The sequence below is a fragment of the Micromonospora sp. NBC_00617 genome (assembly GCF_045161355.1).
GTDB lineage: Bacteria > Actinomycetota > Actinomycetes > Mycobacteriales > Micromonosporaceae > Micromonospora.
Map to the genome: position 1 here is coordinate 4216320 of NZ_CP107751.1, position 23713 is coordinate 4240032.

General features: G+C 74.0%; 18 protein-coding genes and 1 riboswitch. Of the genes, 7 read left to right on the top strand and 11 right to left on the bottom strand.

The genetic code is table 11. From position 1 onward, the window contains the following. Nucleotides 1–106: 106 nt before the first annotated feature. Nucleotides 107–493 (bottom strand): hypothetical protein, encoded by a 387-nt coding sequence (locus OG505_RS19295; RefSeq protein WP_405426274.1) that lies wholly within the window; start codon nucleotides 491–493, stop codon nucleotides 107–109. A 178-nt stretch (nucleotides 494–671) separates the two neighbouring features. Here OG505_RS19295 and OG505_RS19300 point away from each other — a divergent pair, with 178 nt between their 5' ends. Next, the gene (locus OG505_RS19300; RefSeq protein ID WP_405426276.1) at nucleotides 672–5399 is read left to right on the top strand and encodes a DEAD/DEAH box helicase; all 4728 of its coding nucleotides are present in this window, start codon (nucleotides 672–674) and stop codon (nucleotides 5397–5399) included. Nucleotides 5400–5997: 598 nt separating this feature from the next. Here OG505_RS19300 and OG505_RS19305 read toward each other — a convergent pair. After that, nucleotides 5998–6621, bottom strand: a complete 624-nt coding sequence (locus OG505_RS19305; protein ID WP_405426278.1) for a hypothetical protein — start codon at nucleotides 6619–6621, stop codon at nucleotides 5998–6000. A gap of 153 nt (nucleotides 6622–6774) precedes the next feature. On the opposite strand from OG505_RS19305, the gene OG505_RS19310 reads away from it, so the two are divergent. Together OG505_RS19310 and OG505_RS19315 are read left to right on the top strand one after the other, a co-directional pair. Beyond that, nucleotides 6775–7575, top strand: coding sequence for an S-adenosyl-l-methionine hydroxide adenosyltransferase family protein (locus tag OG505_RS19310; protein ID WP_405426280.1), 801 nt, complete (start codon nucleotides 6775–6777; stop codon nucleotides 7573–7575). Nucleotides 7576–7600: 25 nt separating this feature from the next. Next, nucleotides 7601–7843 carry a CPCC family cysteine-rich protein gene (locus OG505_RS19315; RefSeq protein ID WP_039905669.1) on the top strand — a complete coding sequence of 81 codons (243 nt, stop codon included), beginning with the start codon at nucleotides 7601–7603 and terminating at the stop codon, nucleotides 7841–7843. A 25-nt stretch (nucleotides 7844–7868) separates the two neighbouring features. On the opposite strand, the gene OG505_RS19320 is transcribed toward OG505_RS19315, so the two are convergent. Then, nucleotides 7869–9134: a hypothetical protein gene (locus OG505_RS19320; RefSeq protein WP_405426282.1), complete on the bottom strand. Its 1266-nt coding sequence runs from the start codon at nucleotides 9132–9134 to the stop codon at nucleotides 7869–7871. A gap of 109 nt (nucleotides 9135–9243) precedes the next feature. Here OG505_RS19320 and OG505_RS19325 point away from each other — a divergent pair, with 109 nt between their 5' ends. Both OG505_RS19325 and OG505_RS19330 read left to right on the top strand, forming a co-directional pair. Continuing rightward, nucleotides 9244–10053: a DNA-formamidopyrimidine glycosylase family protein gene (locus OG505_RS19325; protein ID WP_405426284.1), complete on the top strand. Its 810-nt coding sequence runs from the start codon at nucleotides 9244–9246 to the stop codon at nucleotides 10051–10053. A gap of 166 nt (nucleotides 10054–10219) precedes the next feature. Continuing rightward, on the top strand, nucleotides 10220–13894 hold the full coding sequence (locus tag OG505_RS19330) for a hypothetical protein (RefSeq protein WP_405426286.1): 3675 nt from the start codon (nucleotides 10220–10222) through the stop codon (nucleotides 13892–13894). A gap of 20 nt (nucleotides 13895–13914) precedes the next feature. On the opposite strand, the gene OG505_RS19335 is transcribed toward OG505_RS19330, so the two are convergent. The 7 genes from OG505_RS19335 to OG505_RS19365 form a co-directional block, all read right to left on the bottom strand. Further along, the gene (locus OG505_RS19335; protein WP_405426288.1) at nucleotides 13915–14700 is read right to left on the bottom strand and encodes a hypothetical protein; all 786 of its coding nucleotides are present in this window, start codon (nucleotides 14698–14700) and stop codon (nucleotides 13915–13917) included. A gap of 20 nt (nucleotides 14701–14720) precedes the next feature. Continuing rightward, nucleotides 14721–15593 (bottom strand): PspA/IM30 family protein, encoded by an 873-nt coding sequence (locus tag OG505_RS19340; protein WP_405426290.1) that lies wholly within the window; start codon nucleotides 15591–15593, stop codon nucleotides 14721–14723. Between the two features lie 201 nt (nucleotides 15594–15794). Beyond that, on the bottom strand, nucleotides 15795–16256 hold the full coding sequence (locus OG505_RS19345; RefSeq protein WP_007456752.1) for a helix-turn-helix domain-containing protein: 462 nt from the start codon (nucleotides 16254–16256) through the stop codon (nucleotides 15795–15797). 142 nt (nucleotides 16257–16398) lie between these two features. Continuing rightward, nucleotides 16399–16983, bottom strand: a complete 585-nt coding sequence (locus tag OG505_RS19350; RefSeq protein WP_405426291.1) for a CinA family protein — start codon at nucleotides 16981–16983, stop codon at nucleotides 16399–16401. 138 nt (nucleotides 16984–17121) lie between these two features. Then, nucleotides 17122–17718, bottom strand: a complete 597-nt coding sequence (gene pgsA / locus OG505_RS19355; RefSeq protein ID WP_354859210.1) for a CDP-diacylglycerol--glycerol-3-phosphate 3-phosphatidyltransferase — start codon at nucleotides 17716–17718, stop codon at nucleotides 17122–17124. Between the two features lie 77 nt (nucleotides 17719–17795). Further along, nucleotides 17796–19304 (bottom strand): 30S ribosomal protein S12 methylthiotransferase RimO, encoded by a 1509-nt coding sequence (rimO, locus tag OG505_RS19360; protein WP_405426293.1) that lies wholly within the window; start codon nucleotides 19302–19304, stop codon nucleotides 17796–17798. A 93-nt stretch (nucleotides 19305–19397) separates the two neighbouring features. After that, entirely contained in the window at nucleotides 19398–20321 is a 924-nt protein-coding gene (locus OG505_RS19365; protein WP_405426295.1) for an ornithine cyclodeaminase family protein, read from the bottom strand. A gap of 93 nt (nucleotides 20322–20414) precedes the next feature. Beyond that, nucleotides 20415–20485, top strand: a riboswitch (guanidine-III (ykkC-III) riboswitch). Nucleotides 20486–20540: 55 nt separating this feature from the next. Between OG505_RS19365 and OG505_RS19370 the strand changes: the two genes are divergently transcribed. After that, nucleotides 20541–20855, top strand: a complete 315-nt coding sequence (locus OG505_RS19370; RefSeq protein WP_405426297.1) for a DMT family transporter — start codon at nucleotides 20541–20543, stop codon at nucleotides 20853–20855. 75 nt (nucleotides 20856–20930) lie between these two features. Next, nucleotides 20931–21176, top strand: a complete 246-nt coding sequence (locus OG505_RS19375) for a hypothetical protein (protein ID WP_405426298.1) — start codon at nucleotides 20931–20933, stop codon at nucleotides 21174–21176. Nucleotides 21177–21255: 79 nt separating this feature from the next. On the opposite strand, the gene OG505_RS19380 is transcribed toward OG505_RS19375, so the two are convergent. Further along, a complete protein-coding gene (locus tag OG505_RS19380) occupies nucleotides 21256–23688 on the bottom strand; it encodes an FtsK/SpoIIIE domain-containing protein (protein WP_405434597.1) in 2433 nt (810 codons plus the stop codon). Nucleotides 23689–23713: the final 25 nt, after the last annotated feature.

Here is a 23713-nt window from a genome sequence, read left to right on the forward strand (position 1 = left end):
CGCCCGTACAGCGGTGGCGCCTAGCAGCGATCAGACGCCACATCTCCGCCCTCCGGGCGGTTTTGCCGGAATTCGCCCGCTATGGACCCGGGCGTGCGATCGGCGGTCAGCGCAGCAGGGCGTCGCCGACGGTCAGCTCGTCGTCGAGGGCCGAGCCCTCCAGGCGCAGCTCGCTCAGCAGGTCGACGCGGCCGAGCTGGCGGGCGACCTTCGCCACGACCCGCTCCGCGACGGCCAGCGACCGCATCGAGAGCAGTCGGCCGCGGCTCTCGCGGCGGAGCACGAAATAGTGCACGGCGACGCGGACCTGCCCCCGGTCGGCGGCGCTGGCCTGGGCGGTGGAGACGACCATCTCGCGCAGGCAGCGGGCGAGGCGTTCGGCGAGCTCCAGCTCGGGCCCGTGCAGGCCAACGCGGAGCGTGGCGAGGTGACTGTCGACCTTGCGGATCAGCACATCGGTGCCGGGTTCGACGTGTCGCGGCTCGCCGGCCATCCGATCCCCTCCACCCGGTTCGCGTTGCGGGTGAAGTTACTTTATGTTGCTCCATACAAGCAAGCAGTTAAGTGAGACTTAACGTATTAATGGCGCATCACGCGCAATTTCCATACAGGGCGGCACGGTCCCTCGTGGGTCGCTCGTGGTTGTCGTACCGGCGGGGCACGATGGACCGGTGCGCGGGGCAGAGGCGGGTAAGGGCGAGGTGCTGGACGGGTTCGGTCCCGCCACCCGCGCCTGGTTCGACGCCGCCTTCGCCGCGCCCACCGCCGCCCAGACCGGTGCCTGGCGGTCCGTCGCCGCCGGCCGCAACGCCCTCGTCGTGGCGCCCACCGGCTCCGGCAAGACGCTCGCCGCCTTCCTCTGGTCGCTGGACCGGCTGGCCCGCGAGCCCGCACCAGCCGAGGCGCGGCAGCGGTGCCGGGTGCTCTACGTCAGCCCGCTCAAGGCTCTCGCCGTCGACGTGGAGCGCAATCTGCGCGCCCCGCTGGCCGGCATCCGGCAGGCGGCGACCCGGCTCGGCGTCACGCCGCCGGACATCACCGTCGGCATGCGCACCGGGGACACGCCGGCCGACGAGCGACGGGCCTTCGCCCGCACCCCACCGGACATCCTCATCACCACGCCCGAGTCCCTGTTCCTGCTGCTCACCTCTGCCGCTCGGGACTCGCTGCGCGGCGTCCAGACGGTGATCGTCGACGAGGTGCACGCGGTGGCCGGCAGCAAGCGCGGCGCCCACCTCGCCCTCTCGCTGGAACGCCTGGACGAGCTGCTGCCCGCGCCGGCACAACGGATCGGCCTCTCCGCCACCGTCCGGCCGATCGACGCCTGCGCCCGGTTCCTCGGCGGCGCACGGCCGGTCGACGTCGTGCAGCCGGCCACGGCGAAGACCATCGAGGTCAGCGTGCAGGTCCCCGTGGAGGACATGACCCGCCTCGACGAGCAGGAGCAGCCGCCGGAGGATTCCCTCGGCGGTCCCGGGCCACGCCGTGCCTCGATCTGGCCGGCCGTCGAGGAACGGGTCTTCACGCTCATCGGGCAGCACCGCTCCACCATCGTCTTCACCAACTCCCGCCGCAGCGCCGAGCGCCTGTGCGCCCGCCTCAACGAGCTGGCCGCCGAGGAGGTCGCCTCCGCCGCGGTGGCCTCCGGGTCAGGCGTGGACGCGATCGACGTACCGGATGGGTTGTCGGTGGGCGACGAGCCGGCGGCCGACGGCGGCCCGACGCCCGACGCGCAGCGGTGGGGTGGCCCGGCCGGTCCGGTCCGCAACCGGCCGCCGGCCAACGGCGGCTCGGCGCCCGGTCCGGGCAGCAATCGCGCGCCTGCGGAGGTGATGGCCCAGTCTGGCGCGGCCACCGGCGCCGCGCCGGTGATCGCCCGCGCCCACCACGGCAGCGTCTCGCACGAAGAGCGCAAGCACATCGAGGAGGCGCTCAAGTCCGGCCAGCTCCCGGCGGTGGTGGCCACCTCCAGCCTGGAGCTGGGCATCGACATGGGCGCGGTCGACCTGGTGGTGCAGATCGAGGCCCCACCGAGCGTCGCCGCCGGCCTGCAACGCGTCGGCCGGGCCGGGCACCAGGTGGGCGCCGTCTCCCGCGGGGTGGTCTTTCCCAAGCACCGCGGGGATCTGCTCTCCTGCGCGGTGGTCGCCGAGCGGATGACCGACGGCGCGATCGAGGAGCTGCACTACCCGCGCAACCCCCTCGATGTGCTGGCGCAGCAGATCGTCGCGATGGTGGCACTGGAGCCGTGGCAGGTCGGCGACCTGGCCGTGCTGGTCCGCCGGGCCGCGCCCTTCAACGAGCTGCCCGACTCCGCGCTGCACGCCGTGCTCGACATGCTCTCCGGGCGCTACCCGTCCACCGCGTTCGCCGAGCTGCGCCCCCGGCTGGTCTGGGATCGGGCCAGCGACCTGCTCACCGGCCGCCCCGGCGCGCAACGCCTCGCGGTGACCAGCGGCGGCACCATCCCCGACCGGGGTCTGTTCGGGGTCTTCCTGGCCGGGGCCGAGCGGGCCGCCCGGGTCGGCGAGCTGGACGAGGAGATGGTCTACGAGTCGCGGGTCGGCGACGTCTTCCTGCTCGGCTCCTCGTCCTGGCGCATCGAGGAGATCACCCCCGACCGGGTGCTGGTCTCGCCCGCCCCGGGGCAGGCCGCGCGCATGCCGTTCTGGAAGGGCGACCAGCTGGGCCGCCCGGTCGAGCTGGGCCGGGCCATCGGCGCCCGGGTGCGCACCCTGCTGCGGCAGAGCGATGAGGCGGCGCTGGCCGCGCTGCGTGACGGCGGGCTGGACGACTGGGCCGCCACCAACCTGATGGCCTACCTGCGCGACCAGCGGGAGGCCACCCGCTCGCTGCCCGACGACCGCACGATCGTGGTCGAGCGGTTCCGCGACGAGCTGGGCGACTGGCGGCTGGCCGTGCACAGCGTTTTCGGCGCGCGGGTCAACGGGCCCTGGGCCCTCGCCGTGGGCCGCCGGCTGGCCGAGCGGTACGGGGTGGACGCCCAGGTGATGCCCTCCGACGACGGAATTGTGGTGCGCCTGCCCGACACCGCCGACGAGCCGCCCGGCGCCGACGTGGTGGTCTTCGAGCCGGACGAGATCGCCCAGCTCGTGGAGGAGTCGGTCGGCACGTCCGCGCTCTTCGCCGCCCGTTTCCGGGAGTGCGCCGCCCGCTCGCTGCTGCTGCCCCGCCGCGACCCGCGCCGCCGCCAGCCGCTCTGGCAGCAGCGGCAACGCGCCGCGCAGCTCCTCGACGTCGCCCGCGAGTACGCGGACTTCCCGGTCACCCTGGAGGCCGCCCGCGAGTGCCTCCAGGACGTCTTCGACCAGCCGGCGCTGGCCGGGCTGATGCGCGACCTGGCGGCCCGCAAGGTCCGCCTGGTCGAGGTGGAGACGAGCGCGCCGTCCCCGTTCGCCCGGTCGCTGCTCTTCGGCTATGTCGGCGCGTTCCTGTACGAGGGTGACGCGCCGCTCGCCGAGCGCCGGGCCGCCGCCCTCGCCCTGGATTCCACCCTCCTCGGCGAGTTGCTCGGCCGGGTCGACCTGCGCGAGCTGCTGGACCCGGCGGTGCTCGCCGAGACCGATCGGCAACTGCGCTGGCTGACCGACCAGCGCCGCCCGCGCGACGCGGAGGACGTGGTCGAGCTGCTGCGGGTGCTCGGCGATCTGAGCGACGCCGAGTTGACCGAGCGGGGTGTGCCGGAGGGCTGGCTGACCGAGTTGGAGGCCACCCGTCGGGTGCTGCGGGTCCGCATCGCCGGTGAGCAGCGCTGGGTGGGCGTCGAGGACGCCGCCCGGCTGCGCGACGCCCTCGGCGTGGCGCTGCCGGTCGGGGTGGCCGAGGCGTACCTCGCCCCGGTGGCTGACCCGCTGGGTGACCTGGTGGCCCGCTACGCCCGCACCCACGGGCCGTTCTCCGCCGCGACCTGCGCGGCCCGCTTCGGGCTCGGGGTGTTCGTCGTCGAGCAGGCGCTGCGCCGCCTCGGCGCCACCGGCCGCGTCGTCTCCGGGGAGTTCACACCGGACACGGCCGGCGCCCAGTGGTGCGACGCCGAGGTGCTGCGGATGCTGCGCCGCCGTTCGCTCGCGGCGCTGCGGCGGGAGATCGAGCCAGTGCCGCCCCGGGCGCTGGCCACGTTCCTGCCGCGCTGGCAGCAGGTCGGCTCGTCCGCCCGGGGCGTGGAGGCGCTCGCCGCCACGGTGGAGCAGTTGCAGGGCGCGGCGGTGCCGGCGTCGGCGCTGGAGCGGCTGGTGCTGCCGGGCCGGGTCGCCGACTACTCCCCCGCCCACCTCGACGAGCTGTGCGCCAGCGGGGAGGTGTTCTGGGCCGGGTCGGGGGCGATCTCCGGGGGCGACGGCTGGATCATCCTGGCGTACGCGGACGCCGCGCCGCTGCTGCTCCCGCCGCCCGACGAGGCGCTGACGCGTACCCCGCTGCACGACGCGGTGCTCGACGCGCTCGGCGACGGGCAGGCACTGTTCTTCCGCGCGCTGGCCGACCGGGTCGGCTCCACCGACGACACCGCGCTGACCGGGGTGATCTGGGATCTGGTCTGGGCGGGGCACCTCACCAACGACACCCTCGCCCCGCTGCGGGCGGTGCTCGGCGCCGGTGGCGCACACCGGTCGCGGCCCTCCGCGCCGCGCACCCGCTACCGGCGGCCCGGCCGGGTGGCGCTGCCCACCCGGAGCGGCCCACCCACCGTCGCCGGTCGCTGGTCGCGTCTTCCCGAGCGGGATCTCGACCCGACCAGGCGGGCCGCCACCCTCGCCGACGTCCTGCTGGAACGGCACGGCGTGGTCACCCGGGGCGCGGTGATGGCCGAGCAGGTGGTCGGCGGGTTCTCTGCCGTCTACCCGGTGCTGTCGGCGCTGGAGGAGCGCGGCGCGGCCCGCCGGGGCTACTTCGTCGAGGGCCTCGGCGCGGCGCAGTTCGCGGTGCCCGGCGCGGTGGACCGGCTCCGCGCGCTGGCCGACCCGGCCGACGGCGCGCGCGGCCGGAGCGGGCCGACCACCGTCCTCGCGGCCACCGACCCCGCCAACCCGTACGGCGCGGCGCTGCCCTGGCCGGAACGCGTCGTCGACTCCGGTGACGGGGCCGCCCCGGCGACCGGGCACCGGGCCGGTCGCAAGGCCGGCGCGTTGGTGGTGCAGGTCGCCGGTGACCTGGTGCTGTACGTGGAACGCGGCGGCCGGACCCTGCTCTCCTTCACCGACGACACCGAGACACTCGCGGCGGCCGGTAAGGCGCTCGCCGACGCCGTCCACTCCGGCGCGTTGGGCGCGATGTCGGTGGAGCGGGCCGACGGCGAGGCGGTGCACTCGTCGCCGTTGCGTGACGCGCTGACCGCCGCCGGCTTCCGGGCCACCCCGCGCGGCCTGCGCCTGCGCGGCTGATCAGGCCGCGCAACGCCAGCGCGGTGGCCATCTGGCCATCTGGCCCACCAGCCGTCCGGCCCACCGTCGCACCGGCCCACCAGACCCACCCGGCGCCACCCGGCGCCACCCGGCCCACCCGGCGCCACCCGGCCCACCCGGCGCCACCCGGCCCACCCGGCGCCACCCGGCCCACCCGGCCCACCCGGCGCCACCCGGCCCACCCGGCGCCACCCGCCCCACCCGGCCCACCCGGCCCACCCGGCCCACCCGGCGCCACCCGGCGCCACCCGGTCCACTGGCCCACCGGCCCACCAGGCCCGCCACCTGATCGGGGCACCGGGTCATGAAACTTTCCCCCACTCTGACCCGGCCCACTTGGCCCGCCCGGCCCACCAGGCCCGCCCGGCCCACTTGGCCCGCCCGGCCCACTTGGCCGCCAGGTCCATCGGCCCACCGGCCCAGCCAATCTCCCGTCGAGCGATATGACTGTGAGTCATAAATATGACTCACAGTCATATCGCTCACGAGACAGACATGCCCCGGCCACCCGACCGCCAAGGCGGTCGGCGGTCGGCGGTCGGCGGTGTCAGCCGAGGCTGGTGGCCGGTGCTCGGTGTCAGCGGAGGCTGTTGAGGATCTTCTCGTAGCGAAGTCGGTCGGCCGCCGGGGTCTTCGCCTCAAGGTAGTTGAGCACCACGGCGCCGCGCCGGTACGACTGGCCGCCCCACGTCTCGGCGATGTCGCCGGCGCTGGTCTCGTCGGGGAACACGAAGACCGTCACGCCGTCGGTGGCGACGATCTCGGAACAGCCCAGCCCGAGACCGTCCGGTCCACAGTCGACGGAACGGTCTTTCGGGTGCGTCACTCGCAGACCGGCCGCCTTGAAGGCGTCGACCACCTGGCGGGCGCCGGGCGCACCGGCCGGGCGCGGGGGCAGCACCACCGGCGGCGGGCTGGCCGGCCGGCGCTCGACCGGACCCTGCGGTGGCGCGGGCGGCGGGGTCGGCTGGGCGGGGCGATCCGGCGGCTGGGCGGGGCGATCCGGCGGCTGGGCGGTATCGGCCGAACCGGACGGGACCACCGACGGCGTCGGCGCGCTCGCGAGGCCGCTCGCCGCCGGGGTCGCGACGGGCGAGGCCGGCGGGGCCGCCCGCGGGCTGTTGTCGTCGCTGCCGCAGCCAGCGGTCAGAGCGACGGCGACCAGAAGGATCCCGACGGCGGGCAGGCTCCGATGTGTCACCAGGGCAGTCTGCCGGGCCACGCCCGACGGCGGCAGTGGCCGGTCGGCCACCGCGCTGTCCCATATCCGCCATCGGCGATCGACGGCAGGACGCGGGTACGCTCCCGACGAACACCGACCGTCGGCACCGACGTCGACGGTTAACCTGCTGGTATGGCTGTCACGCCCTGGGTCTCGTTGACCACCGACTACGGCCTCGCCGACGGTTTCGTGGCCGCCTGCCACGGGGTGATCGCCCGGATCGCGCCGGCCGCCCGGGTCATCGACGTGACCCATCTGGTGCCGCCGGCGGACGTCCGGCGCGGTGCCGCCGTGCTGGCGCAGACCGTGCCGTACCTGCCGGTGGGCGTGCACGTGGCGGTGGTCGACCCGGGGGTGGGCACCGCCCGGCGGGGTGTCGCGCTGGCCACGCCGGGTGGGTTGCTGGTCGGCCCGGACAACGGGCTGCTGCCGGACGCCGCCGCCGCGCTCGGCGGGGTGACCGCCGCGGTGGAACTGACCGAACCGCGCTGGCTGGCGGCCCGGGTGTCCGGCACGTTCCACGGCCGGGACGTCTTCGCCCCGGTGGCGGCCCGGCTGGCGCTCGGTGCGCCGCTGGCCGAGGCCGGCCCGGCGGTCGACCCGGACGGGCTGGTCCGGCTGCCGCCGCCGGTCGTGGCCCGCGACGTCGAGGGCTTCACCGCCGAGGTGCTGACCGTCGACCACTTCGGAAACGTTCAACTGGCCGCACCGGCCGAGGTGCTCGGCCCGCTCCCGGCCACCGTCCGGGTGGGGCCGCCGGGGCCCGCCCCGGCCCGCGCGGCCGTGCGCGGACGGACGTTCGGCGACGCGCCGGAGGGCGCCCTGGTGGTGTACGTCGACTCGGCCGATCTGGTGGCGGTGGCGGTCAACGGCGGCCGAGCGGTGGACGTCCTCGGGGTGTCTCCGGGTGACCTCCTGCGGGTGGCCGGGTGACATTCGACTATGGAATGCTGCCCCGGTGGGTGAACACGTAGTTCCCGTGGGCTGTCCCTGTTGTGCCTCTCGGACCGGCGGCGGGACCTGCCCGGTCTGCTTCTGGACCGACGACGGTCAGAGCGACGCCGACGCCGACGCCGTGCGCGGTGGCGCCAACGGCGACCTGAGCCTGTCGCACGCCCGGCTCAACTACGCCGTGTACGGGGCGAGCCACCCGCGTTACCAGGACATGGTGCGCCCCGCCCGCCCCGACGAGCGTCCCTGACGCCGCCCGCCGAGGCGGGGCCGACTCAGCAGACGGGCACGGCGCCGCCGTAGACGGCGGAGATGTACGCGTGGCTGACGTACTGCCCGGTGGCCAGGCGGTTCCACCTGGTGGTGGTGCGGTACGGGCCGGCGACCGACTGACCGGTGACGGAGCACTGGATCGGCACGTTGGCGAACCGTGCGGCGAAGCCACGGGCCGCGTACGACGTGCTGGGCCCGCTGCGGATGTTGAGCGGCCCGTCGCCGACGACGCCGCGCGGCCCGCCGCCGGTCCACAGGTAGGCGACGTCCACCCAGGCGTTGGTGGTGAGTTGCAGGCCGTCGATGAAGGTGCCGTCGGCCAGGTCGATGCCGGCCGGGTTGAGCACCGTACGCCCGAACTGGTCCCGCCCGCCGTTGTAGCCGGACTGGTAGGCGGCCTGCGCCTCGGGTCGGCCCTGCGGCAGGTTCTTCCAGTTCTCCCGCACGGCGGACGGGTTCCAGTAGTCGTCGCGGGTGTTCCACGGCCCGACGTCCCAGACCGGGGCGTACTCGCAGCGGGCGCCCGTGGTGGTGCAGACCCGCACGGTGTAGTCGCCGCTGTTGAGCGGGGAGAGGCTCCGGGGCGACGGTAGCGCCGCGAAGTGGTCACGCGGCGCGATGGTGCGACCGTTGGCGGTCAGTTCGCCGACCAGCCCGATCCGGGTGGCGTACACCCGGTAGGTGAGGCCGGGCGTGGCGGCGGAGACGGCTGCGGTCGCGTCGGCGGTGAGCTGGACGCCTCGTACCGTCGCGGTGGCGCCGCCGGCCCGCGCGGTCAGCACCACCCGGGTCTGCACCTGGCTGACCGGCCGGTCGAAGACGGTGCCGGCGGTGGCGGTGGCGGCCCGCCACTCGGTCCAGCCACTGACCCGCCATCCACGGACCTGTGCCTCCACGGTGGCGCCGGCGGGGACGTCGGCGCTGATCTCGGCGCGGACCCGGGTGGCCGGTCGGGCGAGGGCGTGTGGTGCGGTCAGCAGCATGCCCTCGGCGAGCGCGCTGCGCGGGCTGCGCCCGGCCGTGCGCGCCTCGCGCAGCCGCAGCCCGGCGGCGGTACTTCGGACGTTGACGTCGTCACGGTCGACGACGGACAGGTCGGCGCTCCACCGTTCCGCACCGGGCGCGGCGGCGGTCAGGGTGAGCGACGCGCCGGTTGCGGGGACGGCGGTCGCGAAAAGGCTGGTGGCGGGCGCGACGGCGGCGGTGAGCGTGAGGGCGAGGGTGGCGGTGAGGGTGGCGGATCGGATACGACAATGATGTCGTGTCATGGGCATTCTCCTCAGAACTCCCTGACCCTCGCATGTCAGGAGATCACGAGGAACCTGACTACAAATAGCGATACATGCGAATCTTGCTCGAAAGAGGGAGGATGGCAGGGTGCCCGAAGGTGACACCGTCTGGAACACCGCCCGCGTGCTGCACCGCGCGCTGGCCGGCGCGCGGCTCACCGGGTCCGACTTCCGGGTGCCGCAGCTGGCCACCACCGACCTCACCGGGTGGACCGTCCGCGAGTCGGCCAGCCGGGGCAAGCACCTGCTGCTCCGCCTCACCACACCGGACGACGCGCGGTGGACGCTGCACTCCCATCTGCGGATGGACGGCGCCTGGCGGGCGTACGCACCGGGGGAACGGTGGAGCGGCCGGCCCGCGCACCTGATCCGGGTGGTGCTGCGCACCCCCGGCGCGGTGGCGGTCGGCTACCACCTGCACGAGCTGGCCCTGGTGCCGACCGGCGAGGAGGACGGCCTGGTGGGTCACCTCGGGCCGGATCTGCTCGGCCCGGACTGGGACCCGACCGAGGCGGTCCAGCGGCTCGCCGCGCACCCGGAGCAGAGCATCGGCGAGGCCCTGCTCGACCAGCGCAACCTGGCCGGGGTGGGCAACCTCTACAAGTGCGAGGTGCTGTTCCTGCGGGGCGTGTCGCCGTGGACGCCCGTCGGCGCGGTGCCCGACCTGCCCGCCACGGTGGCGCTCGCGCAGCGGCTGCTGGCCGCCAACCGGGGCCGCTGGACGCAGAGCACCACCGGTTCGCTGCACCGGGGTCAGACCAGTTACGTGTACGGCCGCCGCGCCCAGCCGTGCCGCCGCTGCGGCACCGCCATCCGCAAGGAGGAGCTGGGCGAACGGGTCACCTACTGGTGCCCGGTCTGCCAGCCGGAGCAGCCGGACACCCCACCGCCCGGCTGATCGCGCCCCCCGCCGACCGGGGCCAGCCCAGATACGGACGATTGGGTAATTCCTATCCGGCCTCCGACGTCGCATGCTGCGGTTGAATGCTCACCGCCCGTCAGCATAGTGCCGAGGGCCGCCACGCCGGGGTGGCGATCCTCGTGCCCCAACCTCGGGGAGAGTCATGGCGATCTTCCGCAGACTCCGCTCCACCTTCTTCTACCGGCCCACCCCCGACAGCCTCGGCCGGACGGTGTCCGTCCCGGCCGCGCGTACCGCCGAGGAGGCCGCCCCCGCCGCGAGCCTGGACCCGACCGCCGTGCCGCGCTGTTTCGGGCCGGTGCCGAACGTCGCGTACAGTCCCCGCCCGACGCGCGGCCCCGACGGCCGGCCGGCGCCGGGCACCGGGCTGCGGAAGTTCGTCGACGCGCTGCCGATCCCGGGCCGGGCAAACGGCACCGACCTCGGCGGGCGGTTGCCGGTCGCGGTGCCCGACACGATCAGCTACCCGGGCTGCGACTACTACGAGATCGGGCTTCAGGAGTACACGCAGCGCCTGCACCGGGACCTGCCGGCCACCCGGCTGCGCGGCTACCGCCAGCTCAACCTGGGCACCGACGCGTCCGGCCACAACACCGTGGCGCCCCCGGAGCGGCCCTGGCACCTCGGCCCGATGATGCACGCCCGGCGGGGCCGGCCGGTCCGGGTGAAGTTCATCAACCAGCTTCCCACCGGCCGGGCCGGCGAGCTGTTCCTGCCGGTCGACGAGACAGTCGAGGGGGCCGGCATCGGCCCGCTGGACGGCCCGGCGCCGTACCCGCAGAATCGGGCGGTGCTGCACCTGGCCGGGGCGCAGACCGGCTGGACCAGCGCGGGCAACCCCGGGCACTGGATCACACCGGCCGGTGAGATCACCCCGTACCCGACCGGGACGGGCCTGACGCCGGTGCCGGACATGCCACCCCCCGGCGCCGGCGCCACCACGCTCTACTTCCCCAACGAGCAGAGCGGCCGGCTGCTCTGGTTGCACGACAACACCCTCGGTCTGGCCCGGCTCACCGTCTACGGTGGGCAGCTCGCGCCCTACCTGCTCACCGACCCGGTCGAGGACCAGCTCGTCGCCGACGGGGTGCTGCCGGCCGACCAGCTGCCCCTGGTGATCGAGGACAAGACGTTCGTACCGGACGACACCCAACTCGCCGCCGAGGACCCGACCTGGGACCGGGAACGGTGGGGCGCCCGAGGCAGCCTGTGGCACCCGCACGTCTACCAGCCCCGGCAGAACCCGTACCGGTCCGGCGGGCGCAACCCCACCGGCCGGTGGGACTACGGCCCCTGGTCGCGCAGCCCCGCCCCGGACGACAGCCGGGCCGACGGTGAGCCCACGGTGGACGGTTGGCCGCTGGCGGAACGGATCACCGGCGGGCCGCCGCCGACCGGACCGGGGCCGGTGCCGAACCCGCACCACGACCCCGTGGGCACGCCCACCGAGCCGCCGCTGCGCCCCGGGGTGCCACACCCGTCCGCGGTGCCCGCGGCGTACGGCGACACCCCGCTGGTCAACGGCGTCGCCTACCCGTACCTGGAGGTGCGCCCACGGGCGTACCGGTTCCGCATCCTCAACGCCTGCCTGGACCGCAGCCTCCACCTCCAGCTCTACCGGGCCTGCTCGGACGCGCCGATGTGGACCGACGACGGCGTCCTGGCCGACGCGGACGCCGGCGAGGTGCCGATGGTGCCCGCCGTACGGGCGCCGGACCGGCCGGCCGTCTGGCCGAGCGACGGGCGGGACGGTGGTGTGCCGGACCCGCGGGCCGCCGGCCCGGAGTTCGTCCAGATCGGCAACGAGGCCGGGCTGCTGCCCGCCCCGGTGGTGCTGCCGAACCGGCCGATCGGTTACCGCTACGACCGGCTCGACCCGACCGTGCTGAACGTGGACGGGCACACGCTGCTGCTCGCCCCGGGTGAGCGCGCCGACGTGCTCGTCGACTTCTCCACCGTGGCGCCGGGCAGCACGTTGATCCTCTACAACGACGCCCCGGCCCCGCTGCCCGGCTTCGACCCGCGCTACGACCAGCACACCGACGCACCGGACCGGACGGCCGAGGGCGGCCCGCTGCCCACCGAGCCCGGGTACGGGCCGAACACCCGTACCCTGCTTCAGTTCCGGGTGCGCGGCGTGCCCGAGCCGGCGTACGACCTGGCCCGGCTACGGGAACGGCTGCCCGGGGCGTACGCGGCCAGCCAGCGCCCGCCGATCGTGCCGCAGCCCGCCTACGACCCGGCCTTCGGCAGCCGGACGGCGGCCGAGACGACGGTGTCGGCGCACGCCGACACGGTGACGTTCACACCGCTGGGCGGCGCCGGCCCGGTGACCCTGCCGATCGAGGTCAAGGCCGCCCAGCAGGTCTTCGAACCCGGTCACGGGCGGCTGGCCGGGCGGCTCGGGGTCGCCCACCCGCACGCCGGGCCGCTCGCACCGGCGACCCTGCCGCTCGGCCCGACCGACCCGGTCACCGAGGTGCTGTACGCCGCCGACCCGGCCATCCCGGTCGGCGCCCCGGCCGACGGCACCCAGCTCTGGCGGATCAGCGGCAACGTCCGGCAGACCGAGCCGCTGCACTTCGGCGGCTGCGACGTGCAGCTCGTCAACCGGGTCGGCTGGGACGGCACGCAGCGCCCACCGCACCCGGCGGAGCTGGGCTGGAAGCAGATCGTCCGGGTCAACCCGCGCGAGGACGTGGTGGTGGCGCTTCGCCCCGTCGCGCCGACCCTGCCGTTCAAGTTGGGCGACAGCGTCCGGTTGCTCGACCCCGGCCGTCCACCGGGCGCGCGGGCCGGGTCGACGCCGATCAGCCCGACCGACGGGCGACCCGCCGTGGTCGTCAACCAGATGGTCAACCTCGGTTGGGAGTACCGCTGGCACAGCCAGCTCGCCGGCCACCGCGACCTGGGCATGAGTCGGCCGCTGGTGCTGCGGGTGACGCCGAGGGCGCCCACCGGGCTGACCGCCACGCCGGTGCCCGGCTCGGCCACCGCGCTGCCGGCGATCGCCCTGGCGTGGACCGGCAACGGCGGACGCCCGCCCGCGACCAGCCACCTGCTGCAACGGGCCACCGACGCGACCTTCGGCGGCGACGTCACCACGATCACCGTCGCGGCCGCCGCCACCCGCTACACCGACGCGACGGTCACCCCCGGCCTGACCTACCACTACCGGATCCGTGCCGAGAACGACGTCAGCTACTCGTCCTGGTCCAACAGCGTGCCCGCCTCGGTGCATCTCGCCGCGCCCGGCGGGCTGATCGCGGCGATCCCGCCCGCCGCGCCGCTGCGGGTGGCCTTGCGCTGGACGAACCGTTCCTTCGCCACCGGCATCGACGTGCAGCGGGCCACCAACCCGACCTTCACCAGCGGCCCCGGCACCACGGCCATCGGGGTCGGTGACAACCACCTGGACACCACGGCCGCCCCGGACACCACGTACTACTACCGGGTCCGCACCACGTACCTGGGCGCCGCCTCGGCCTGGTCGACGGTGGCCGCGGCGAGCACCCCGCCCGCTCCGGGCACCCCGGGTGAGGTCACCGCCGCCGCGAGCGCGCCGGGGCCGGACACCGCCACGGTGGTGCTGGGGTGGACGGCGCAAACGCCCGCCGGTCCGGGGTCCGGGTTCATCGTGCAGCGGGCGCTGGACCCGGCGTTCGGCCAGGGGGTGGCGACCTTCACCGTGACCGGTCGCGGCTTCACCAATACGGGGCTGGCCCGGGGCGTGACCTACCACTACCGGATCCGGTCGTTCAACGTCGTGGGCAGCTCGCCGTACACCGGCCCGATCCCGGTCACGACCCCACCGTGACGGGCGGGGCGGGGCGGGGCTCAGCTGGTGGGTGCCCGCAGCCCGGCGCCGCCGGCGCGCAGCTCGGCCAGGGCGGAGGCGACCCCGTGCAGCAGGTCGGTCGCCTCGGTCAGCCGGTCGGCGGCCGGGTGCGTGGGCTCCGGTCGGGCGTCCTCGGCGAGGTAACCGGCGGCGGCGACCACCAGCCGCTCGTAGGCCGCCACGCCGCTCTCCAGCTGGGCGGTCAGCGTGCGGTGCGCCTCGGCCAGCGGTGCCCGGGCGTCGGTCGGCGCGAGCCGCAGCGCCCGTTCCACGCTGGCCACCCGCGCGGCGAGGTCACGCAACGACCGGTCGGCGGCAGCGGCCTCCAGCACGGCCGGCTCGGCCAGCCCGGTAAGCCGGGGCGCCATCCCGGCCAGGGTGAGCGACGCCCGGTCCAGTCGGGCCCACTGCTGCCCGGCGGTGGTGCCGCGCAGCGCGACCCGACTGCGAACGCGGCGTACCTCGGCGAGCACGCCCGAGCCGACCGGCAGTCGTTCGACGGCGGCCACCAGCCGGGCTCGGGACCGGGCGGCAGCCTCGGCCGGATCCAACGCCGGGGGCGCCGGGCGGGCGGCCAACGCCCGCAGATCGATCCAACGCCAGGCGGCCAACGCCACCGCGCTGCCCGCGGCGCCGGCCCAGGCCGCGTCCGGCAGACCGAGGCCGGCGTACGGAGTCAGCACCGCCGCGGCGCCGCCGAGCCCACCGGCCAGTACGCTCCACCGCCGGGCGGACCGGCGCAGCCGACCCAGCTGACGGAAGTACCGCGTCCGCTCGTCTGCCACCGAAGACCTCCTCGGACCGTTCAGCCGGCTGCGGTCGGGTCGCCGGTGCCCCGTTCGCGGGCCATGCTGGCGCGCAGCTCGTCCAGCCGGGCGGCGGCGGTCGGGTCGCTGCCCGGACCCGCCTTCTCACCCTGCGGCACCGCCGGGCGCTGCGCCGTGCCGCCGAGCTGCTCCCCCGCCATGCTGGACCGGATCTGCTCCAGCCGAGCCGAGCCCGCCGAGTCGATGGTCGCCTTCTGGATCTCCAGCATCCGGCCTTCGACGGAGTTGCCGGCCAGCTCCGCGCGGCCCATCGCGTTGGCGTACCGCCGCTCGATGCGGTCCCGCACCTCGTCCAGCGACGGGGTGGTGCCGGGGGCGGTCAGCGACGACATCGACTCCAGCGAGTGGGCCACCGTCTCCTGCATCTTGGCCTGCTCCAGCTGGCTGAGCAGCTTGGTGCGCTCGGCGAGCTTCTGCTGGAGGATCATCGAGTTGTTCTCGACGGCGCGGCGGGCCTGCGCGGCGGCACCGAGCGCCTGGTCGTGCAGGGTTTTCAGGTCCTCGGTGGCCTGCTCGGCCGAGACCAGCTGGGTGGCCAGCGCCTGGGCGGACTGCTCGAACCGCACCGCCTCGGCCTCGTCGCCCTTGGCGCGGGCCTGGTCGGAGAGCACCAGGGCCTGCCGGGCGTTGCCCTGCAGCCGCTCGACCTCGGACATCTGCCGGGACAGCTTCATCTCCAGCTGACGCTGGTTGCCGATGACCGCCGCAGCCTGCTGGACCAGCGCCTGGTGCTGCCGCTGGGCATCCTCGATGGCCTGCTGGATCTGCACCTTGGGATCGGCGTGCTCGTCGATCTTGGCACCGAAGAGCGCCATCAGGTAGTTCCAGCCCTTGACGAACGGGTTCGCCATCTCCGCGGTATCCCCTCAGTAGCGTCGCTCCACCGCGATCGGGCCGGGTTCAGCCGACCGACCGCGGACCGGCCGGTCTCCATCGTCCCAGCCGAACGCCAACAGGGCATCCGTACCGGGTGCGCGACGGGAACCGCCGGCTCCTGCGGGCCACCCTACGCGGCTGGGGCCACGTCGCCCATGGCCAACCGCTCGACGGGCTCAGGCGGCGCAGACCACGTCCCGGTCGCGCTCGGTGGGGCGGACCCGGGTGCTGCGCAAAGTCGCCCGCAGCGGCGAATCCTGCCGGACCGACACGGCGACCTTGCCATCGGAGGTGACCTGACGGACGCCCCGGTTGGCGCCCTTGCGCACGGCGGCCGTCGCGCCGACGGGCGCGGCCTCGGCCGGCTCGTCCTGCATGCCGACGAGCACCCCGGCGGGCATCTGCTCGGCGAGGGCCACGGTGTCGCTCACCTCGCGCAACAATTCGGACAGGCGGGCACCGAGCGCGTCGCAGATCGCGGCGAGCAGCTCGCTGGACGGCTCCTTGTGCCCCCGCTCGATCTCGGAGAGGTAGCCGAGGCTGACGTTGGCGGCGGTGGACACCTCACGCAGTGTGCGCTGCTGTCCCTGCCGGCGTGCCCGCAGTGCGTCACCGATCACCCGGCGTAGCAGGACCATCGCACCTCCCCCTGAGGGATACCTCTCGCCCGGCGTCGGGCGGCCGGCCGCGCCGGCTCCGAGCGTCGGAGCCTTCCCGCAACCGTACCCGCTGTGGGGCCCGGCGACATCCCGCCCCGCCCGCCGGTTCGCCCGGGGCGGCTCATCGGCGCCCCGCGCCGGCCGTCCCCAGACCGTCCCGGGCAGCCTCGTCGGCCGACTCCAACCCGTCCCGGGCGGCCTCGTCTGCGGCGTGGATCCGTTCGGCGAGCAGCCGCAGCGCCTCGATCACGGCGGCCGAGCGTACGTGATCCCGCCCGCCGTCCAGGTCGAGCTGGCGGACCTCTGCGCCCCTCGGGCCGGCGACCGCGACGTAGACCAGGCCCACGGGCTTGCCGTCCTGCGGCTCCGGGCCGGCGACCCCGGTGGTCGCGAGCCCCCAGTCGGCGCCGCAGCGCCGCCGGCCGCCCTCGGCGAGCGAGGCCGCCACGTCCGGGTCGACCGGGCCGCGCTCGGCCAGCAGATCGGCCGGTACGCCGGCCAGGGTGGACTTCAGGTCGGTGGCGTAGACGACCAGCCCGCCCCGGTAGACCCCACTGACCCCGGCGATCTCCACGACCGACGCGGCCAGCAGCCCGCCGGTAAGCGACTCGACGGTGGCCAGGGTCTCGTGCCGCTGCGACAGACTGTGCACGACACCCGCCGCCGCGCTACCCGTGGCGTTCTCTTCCTGCTCTTTCCGCTGCATGAGCTCGTCCTTCCCCACCCGCCGACCCCCAACCCTCCGGACCGAACCCCGTCGATCATGAAGTTATCGCCCCGACACGCCGGCCCGGACGGCAACAACTTCATGATCACCGCGGGAGGGGTGGGTGGGGGGTGGGGGTCAGGGGTGGTGGGGGCGGCGGAGGCGCAGGGCCTGGGTTATGTAGTCGAAGCCCGTGGCCACCGTGACCAGGACGGCGGCACCCATGATCCAGGGGCCGACGGCCACGAGGGCGGCCGGCATCGGCCAGAGGTACCAGGCGATGGCCAGGATCTGGAGCGCGGTCTTGATCTTGCCGCCGCGGCTGGCCGCGATCACTCCGTGCCGGATCACCCAGAATCGCAGCCCGGTGATGCCCAGCTCGCGGACGAGGATCAGCGCCGTCACCCACCAGGGCAGCCGGTCGTACCAGGAGAGCAGCACCAGGGCCGCGCCGGTGAGCGCCTTGTCGGCGATCGGGTCGGCCACCTTGCCGACCGAGGTGACCAGAGCGAACCGGCGGGCGATCCAGCCGTCCACCAGGTCGGTCGCCGAGGCCACCGCGAAGATCAGGCAGGCCGCCATCCGCCAGCCCGCGTGGGTCATCCCCGACACGATCACAGACGCGGCGAAGACCGGCACCAGCACCAGCCGCAGCGCGGTCAGGGCGTTGGCCGCGTTGAGCACGGGCACCCGCGCGACCACCCGGGCCGGCGTCGACTCCGTCGCCCCGGTCACCGCCTCGCTCCGCTCGGGCCGCCATGGCGTTTCCGGCACCGCACCACCTGGCTCCCCCGCTCCGTCCGGGCCCGCCGTCACCGTGCCGCGCCGGGCGCCGCCGAGATCATCTCATCCGGCACCGCGAGCAGATCCACCCCTTCGGTGCCGGTCACCGTGGCCCGCACCAGGTCACCCGGGCGCAACGCGGCCAGGTCGACCCCGCCGTCGGCCGGTGCGACCAGGGTGGTGGAACCGTCCACCTCCGGCGCCTGGTGCGCCGCCCGGCCCTCCACCACGCCGTCGACGATCGCGTCGACGAGCACCTCGACGGTCGAGCCGAGCCGGTCCTCGGCCCGCTGCGAGCAGAGCTCGTCGGCGAGCGCGCTGAGCCGGTCGTAGCGTCGCTTGATGGTCGCGGCGGAGACCTTGCCGGGCAGGCCGGCCGCCTCGGTGCCGTCCTCGTCGCTGTAGTCGAACATGCCGATCGCGTCCAGCCGGGCCTCGGTCAGGAACCGGGTCAGCTCGTCGATGTCGGCACGGGTCTCGCCGGGGAAGCCCACGATGAAGTTGCTCCGCGCGCCCGCCTCCGGGGCCAACGCGCGGGCGCTGGCCAGCAGCTCCAGGAAACGGTCGGTGGAGCCGAAACGGCGCATCCGGCGCAGCACCGGCTCGCTGGAGTGCTGGAACGACAGGTCGAAGTACGGGGCCACCCCGGCAGTGCCGGCGATCGCCTCGATCAGACCGGGCCGGGTCTCGGCCGGCTGGAGGTAGCTCACCCGCACCCGGACGATGCCGGACACCGCGGCGAGCTGCGGCAGCAGCTTCTCCAACGCGCGGGGGTCACCGAGGTCCTTGCCGTACGAGGTGGAGTTTTCGCTGACCAGCACCAGCTCCCGTACGCCGGTCTTGGCCAGCCACTCCGCCTCGGCGAGCAGCTCGTCCGGCGTACGCGAGACGAAGGCCCCACGGAACGCGGGAATGGCGCAGAACGCGCAGCGCCGGTCGCAGCCGCTGGCGAGCTTCAGCGAGGCGACCGGGCCGGTGTCCAGTCGGCGGCGCAGCACCTGGCGCAGGTGCGCCGGGGTGTGCTCGTCGGTGTCGACGGCGGTGCGCGCCACGGTGCCGTGCCCGGGCAGGGACACGGTGGCGCTCTGGCGCTGCACCGGGGTCAGCGGCAGCAGCTCGCGGCGGTCCCGGGGAGTGTGCGCGGTGATCTGCTCCCCGGCGACGACGGCGTTCAGCCGGGCGGCGATGTCCGGGTAGTCGTCGAAGCTCAGCACCGCCTGCGCCTCGGGCAGGCTGTCGGCCAGCTCCCGGCCGTACCGCTCGGCCATGCACCCGGCGGCCACCACCTTGGCGCCGGTGCCGGCGGCGGCGAGCAGGGTCTGGATGGAGTCCTGCTTGGCCTTCTCCACGAAGCCGCAGGTGTTGACGACCACCACGTCGGCGCCCTCGCCGTCGGTGGTCACCTGCCAGCCGTCGGCGTGCAGCCGGGCGGCCAGCTCCTCCGAGTCGACCTCGTTGCGGGCGCAGCCCAGGGTGAGCAGGGCGACGCGACGGCCCTCGGCGTTGTCGGAAGGAGAAGGAGAGGTGGCAGACACCATCCGAGGGTACCGGGCCGGTCGCGGGAGCCCACGCACGCGGGCCAGGGTGGTCGGCCGGCACACACCCGCGCGTCGTCGCCCGGCAGCGACCCGTCAGCGGGTCGCGGCGCCCACGCGGGTCAGCGCGTCGAGCAGGAAGACCTCCGTGCCGGCCAGGCCCGTGGAGCAGAAGACGGAGATCTGGTCCGCCGTGGTCCGGCCGGGAACCGCGCCGGCCAGGACACCGCCCAGGTCGCGCAACTGTCCGGCGTACGGGGGCAGGACCGCGAGCATCGGCGGCTGGTAGTCCACCGCCTGGGCCGGCGAGTCCGTGACCAGCAGGTCGGCGACGTCCAGCAGATCGGTGCCGAACTCGCTGCGGTTCTGCTGCTTGAAACCGACCGCGTTGACGTGCGTGCCGGGGCTCACATCGGCGGCCCGCAGCACCGGGGTGGCGCTGGTGGTGGCGAGCACCACGATGTCCCGCCCGGTGACGGCCGCGCCCGGGACGGCGACGGCGCGGGCCGGCACGCCCAGCTCGGCGCGCACCCGGGCGGCGAAGGCGTCCCGTCGCGCCGCCGAGCGGCTGTGCACCACCACCTCGCGCAGCGATCGGACGGCGGCCGCGGCCCACACCTGGGTCCATGCCTGCCGCCCGGAGCCGATCACGCCGAGGGTCGCCGCGTCCGGCCGGGCCAGCGCGTCGACCGCCACGCCACCCAGCCCACCGGTACGCCGGGAGCCCAACTCCTCGCCGACGGCGACCGCCCGGACCGCGCCGGTGCGGGCGTCGTGCAGCACCACCAACTGCTCGCCCTGCGGGTGGCCGAAGGTGTCGTACGAGCGGTAGCCGTACCACTCGCCGACCAGGTGCCCGGCGGTGAGCACCATCCGTCCCCCGCCGAGCGGGGCGGCGGCCCGGGGCGGGGCGACCAGCCGCCCCTCGTACGCGGCCACCAGGGCGACCCGCATGGCGTCGACGGTGGTGGTGGCGTCCAGGGCGGCGGCGATCTCGGGATCGGCATAGAGCAGGGCCATCTCGCCATACTGCAAGTTGAAGCGAGGTAGAGGTCAACGTGTGGTGGCGGGAGTCACCGCCCCGGCCGCCGGGCCGGTGCTAGCGTCGGCCACGGTGGCCCCGGATGCCGGTGACCACTCCGGACGAGTGGTGGGCGTACCCGGTCAGGCCAAGACGCCCCACGTGACGACCCGACTCGTCCGGTGCGGCAGCCCGGACGCCCTTTCGTGAGGTGGACGATGGCCTGGCTGGTGTTGGTGATCTCTGGACTGCTGGAGACGGTCTGGGCGATCGCCCTGGACCGCAGCGCCGGCTTCAGCCGGCTGCTCCCGTCGGCGGTGTTCGTGCTGGCCCTGGTGCTGAGCATGGGCGGGCTGGCGTACGCGCTGCGCGACATCCCGGTCGGCACCGGCTACGCGGTCTGGGTCGGCATCGGCGCGGTGGGGACGGCGCTGGTCGGGATGCTGGCGCTCGGCGAGTCGGCCAGCCTGCCCCGGATCCTCTGCCTGCTGCTGGTGATCGTCGGCGTGGTCGGGCTGAAGATCTTTCACTGAAGACGTACGCGTGACCGGCGTCCACGGTGGGTAGTGATCGATCCGTCACGACAGGCTCTCAGACCGGAGGAAGACATGGCCGACGTCCCCACCACCGCCCGCCCGCGCAGCAACGCCGCCCGCATCCTCACCATCGTGGGCTTCGTCTTCGCGGTGCTCGCCCTGCTGCTCAACCCGATCATTTTCGGTGTGCTCGGCGTGATCGCCGGCGTCGTCGGCGCGGTGCTTGGTGACAAGCCGCTGGGCTGGTACGCCGCCGTCGCCAGCGTCGTCGCCGCGATCATCAGCCTGGTGATCATCGGCGCGCTGATCAACAACTGAGCGTTCTTCTTCCACGGGCCCGCCGGCTTCCGGCGGGCCCGTCGCTGTCAGCGGGTCGGACCCGGACGTTCCCGCCCGGTCAGTCCACGTCGCCGCGCAGGCCGGCCAGGACGTCCTCCAGCTCGTCCGGCTTGACCAGCACGTCGCGTGCCTTCGATCCCTCCGACGGCCCGACCACCCCGCGGGTCTCCATGAGGTCCATGAGACGGCCCGCCTTGGCGAAACCGACCCGCAGCTTGCGCTGGAGCATCGAGGTGGAGCCGAACTGCGAGGTGACCACCAGCTCCACCGCCTGCACCAGCAGGTCGAGGTCGTCGCCGATGTCCTCGTCGATCTTCTTCTTGTTCTCCTGGGCGGGAGCCAGCACGTCCGGGCGGAACTCGGGCTCGCGCTGGTCCTTGCAGAACTTCACCACGTCGGCGATCTCGCGCTCGGTGACCCAGGCGCCCTGGATCCGGACCGGCTTCGAGGCGCCCATCGGCAGGAAGAGACCGTCACCGCGGCCGAGCAGCTTCTCCGCGCCGGGCTGGTCCAGGATGACCCGCGAGTCCGCGAGGGACGACGTGGCGAACGCCAACCGGGACGGCACGTTCGCCTTGATCAGACCGGTCACCACGTCGACCGAGGGGCGCTGGGTGGCCAGCACCAGGTGGATGCCGGCGGCCCGGGCCAGCTGGGTGATCCGGACGACCGAGTCCTCCACGTCGCGCGGCGCGACCATCATCAGGTCCGCCAGCTCGTCCACGATCACCAACAGGTACGGGTACGGGCGCATCTCGCGTTCGCTGCCCGGCGGGGCCTTGATCTCGCCGCTGCGGACCTTGCGGTTGAAGTCGTCGATGTGCCGGACCCCGTTGGCGGCGAGGTCGTCGTACCGCATGTCCATCTCGCGGACCACCCAGTCCAGCGAGTCGGCTGCCTTCTTGGCATTGGTCACGATCGGCGTGACCAGGTGCGGGATGCCCTCGTAGCCGGTCATCTCGACGCGCTTCGGGTCGATCAGCAGCAGCCGCACCTCGTCCGGGGTGGCCCGGGTGAGGACGGAAACCAGCAGGGTGTTGAGGCAACTGGAGTTGTGGGTGGGGATGCATGCGCGGCTGGCCAGGTACAGGTGGCTCGGGCTGTCGACCTCGATGCATCGAACGGGCACCGAGGGGATCGGTCGCACGTCCACGATGTAGCGCCGGGAGGTTGTCGCACGCCCACTGACGACCTGACGGCTCGCCTTACGCGTGAGCCGGAAGACCTTGTCGGTTGGGGTGAAGTGGATTCGGTAGAAGTTGGAAGTGGCCTCACTTCGACCCTTCACCCGCTTGGTGGTCATCGTCGCCTGGTAACCGAGCCCGATGATCAGCTCCAGGGCGTCCTGTGCCAGACGTTCGTTGGTGAGCCCAAGCTCGACTCCGCCCTTACGAGAAACCGTTCCGTCCGTATCCAGCAGACCAGCCAGCAGCGCCCGGCGCTGCTGCGGTGAGGAGCGCAGGTAATTGGCAGGAATATGCTTCGTGCCGATCTCGCAGAACAGGTGCCGCAGCGTTCGGTACTGCTCGCGGGAAGGGGCCGCCGACTCGCGGCGACGCAGCCGCGGAACCCTGGCCCGACCTCGAGCCGCCAGACACACGGCGGAAAGGCCGACCCCGACCTGCCGAGCCGCCCGAGCGAGACTCACGCCCTGAGTGAACAGATCCACCGCCTCGGCGATTCGCCCATCCCGCTCTGGCCTGTTGGAAATCGTGTACTGCATTTTGCTGGACGGATGCTTCGTCACGACATATCCGTCCAGTCGAATATTGTCCAGCAACTCCTCCTCGTCGCACGTGAAGGCCGCCGAGCCGGTCGTGCCGTCTCCTAGCCAACAGCCCAGGGTGTAAGGGGCGATCGGTAGATCCTGCTCCGGATAGTCGAGGGGTTCGCATACCGCTACGGCATGATTGGCCCAGGATCCGCCACGCCCGACCACCCGCAGCGAAGCTGCGATTTCCGCGGTGGTCACTGGCCGGTCGTCGAAGCTACGCCTCCGACCTGATCGGCCAGGATCTGCGACAAGCTCACGCAACGCCTGGTAGACGCGGTGACGGGAATAGGCGGGAACCCGGCGGGTCACCTCGCGTCCACCCCGCACATAGCTCGTCAGGGCACCTCCCGGCTCCTTGGGCAACGCACCCACGACCTTGTACAGCGCGTTCCGGAACTGGTGGCCGAGGTTGGCGACGACCTCGTCTGTCGACACCCGGCGGTCAGGCTCCGCCAGAACCACGTCCGTCAGTGCGGCCACCCGCTGTACATCATCTGTCGACCAGTAAGACCCATTCCTCCAGCGATGGGTTCGCTGGGTCCGGCCATCCCTCGTCGTCGTCTGCCACTGGTGCTGAGCGTCGGCGACGATCACCGTGCCGTCGGAGAACTCCACTTCGTAGCAGGGGCGGCCATACATCACCGGTGTCGCAGCGACGATGGTGCACCTGCGGCCGTGCTCGTCGAAGACTTCCCCGCCAACCTGGAGGTCACCCATCGTCGACCAGCCGCCCGGCGTCGGG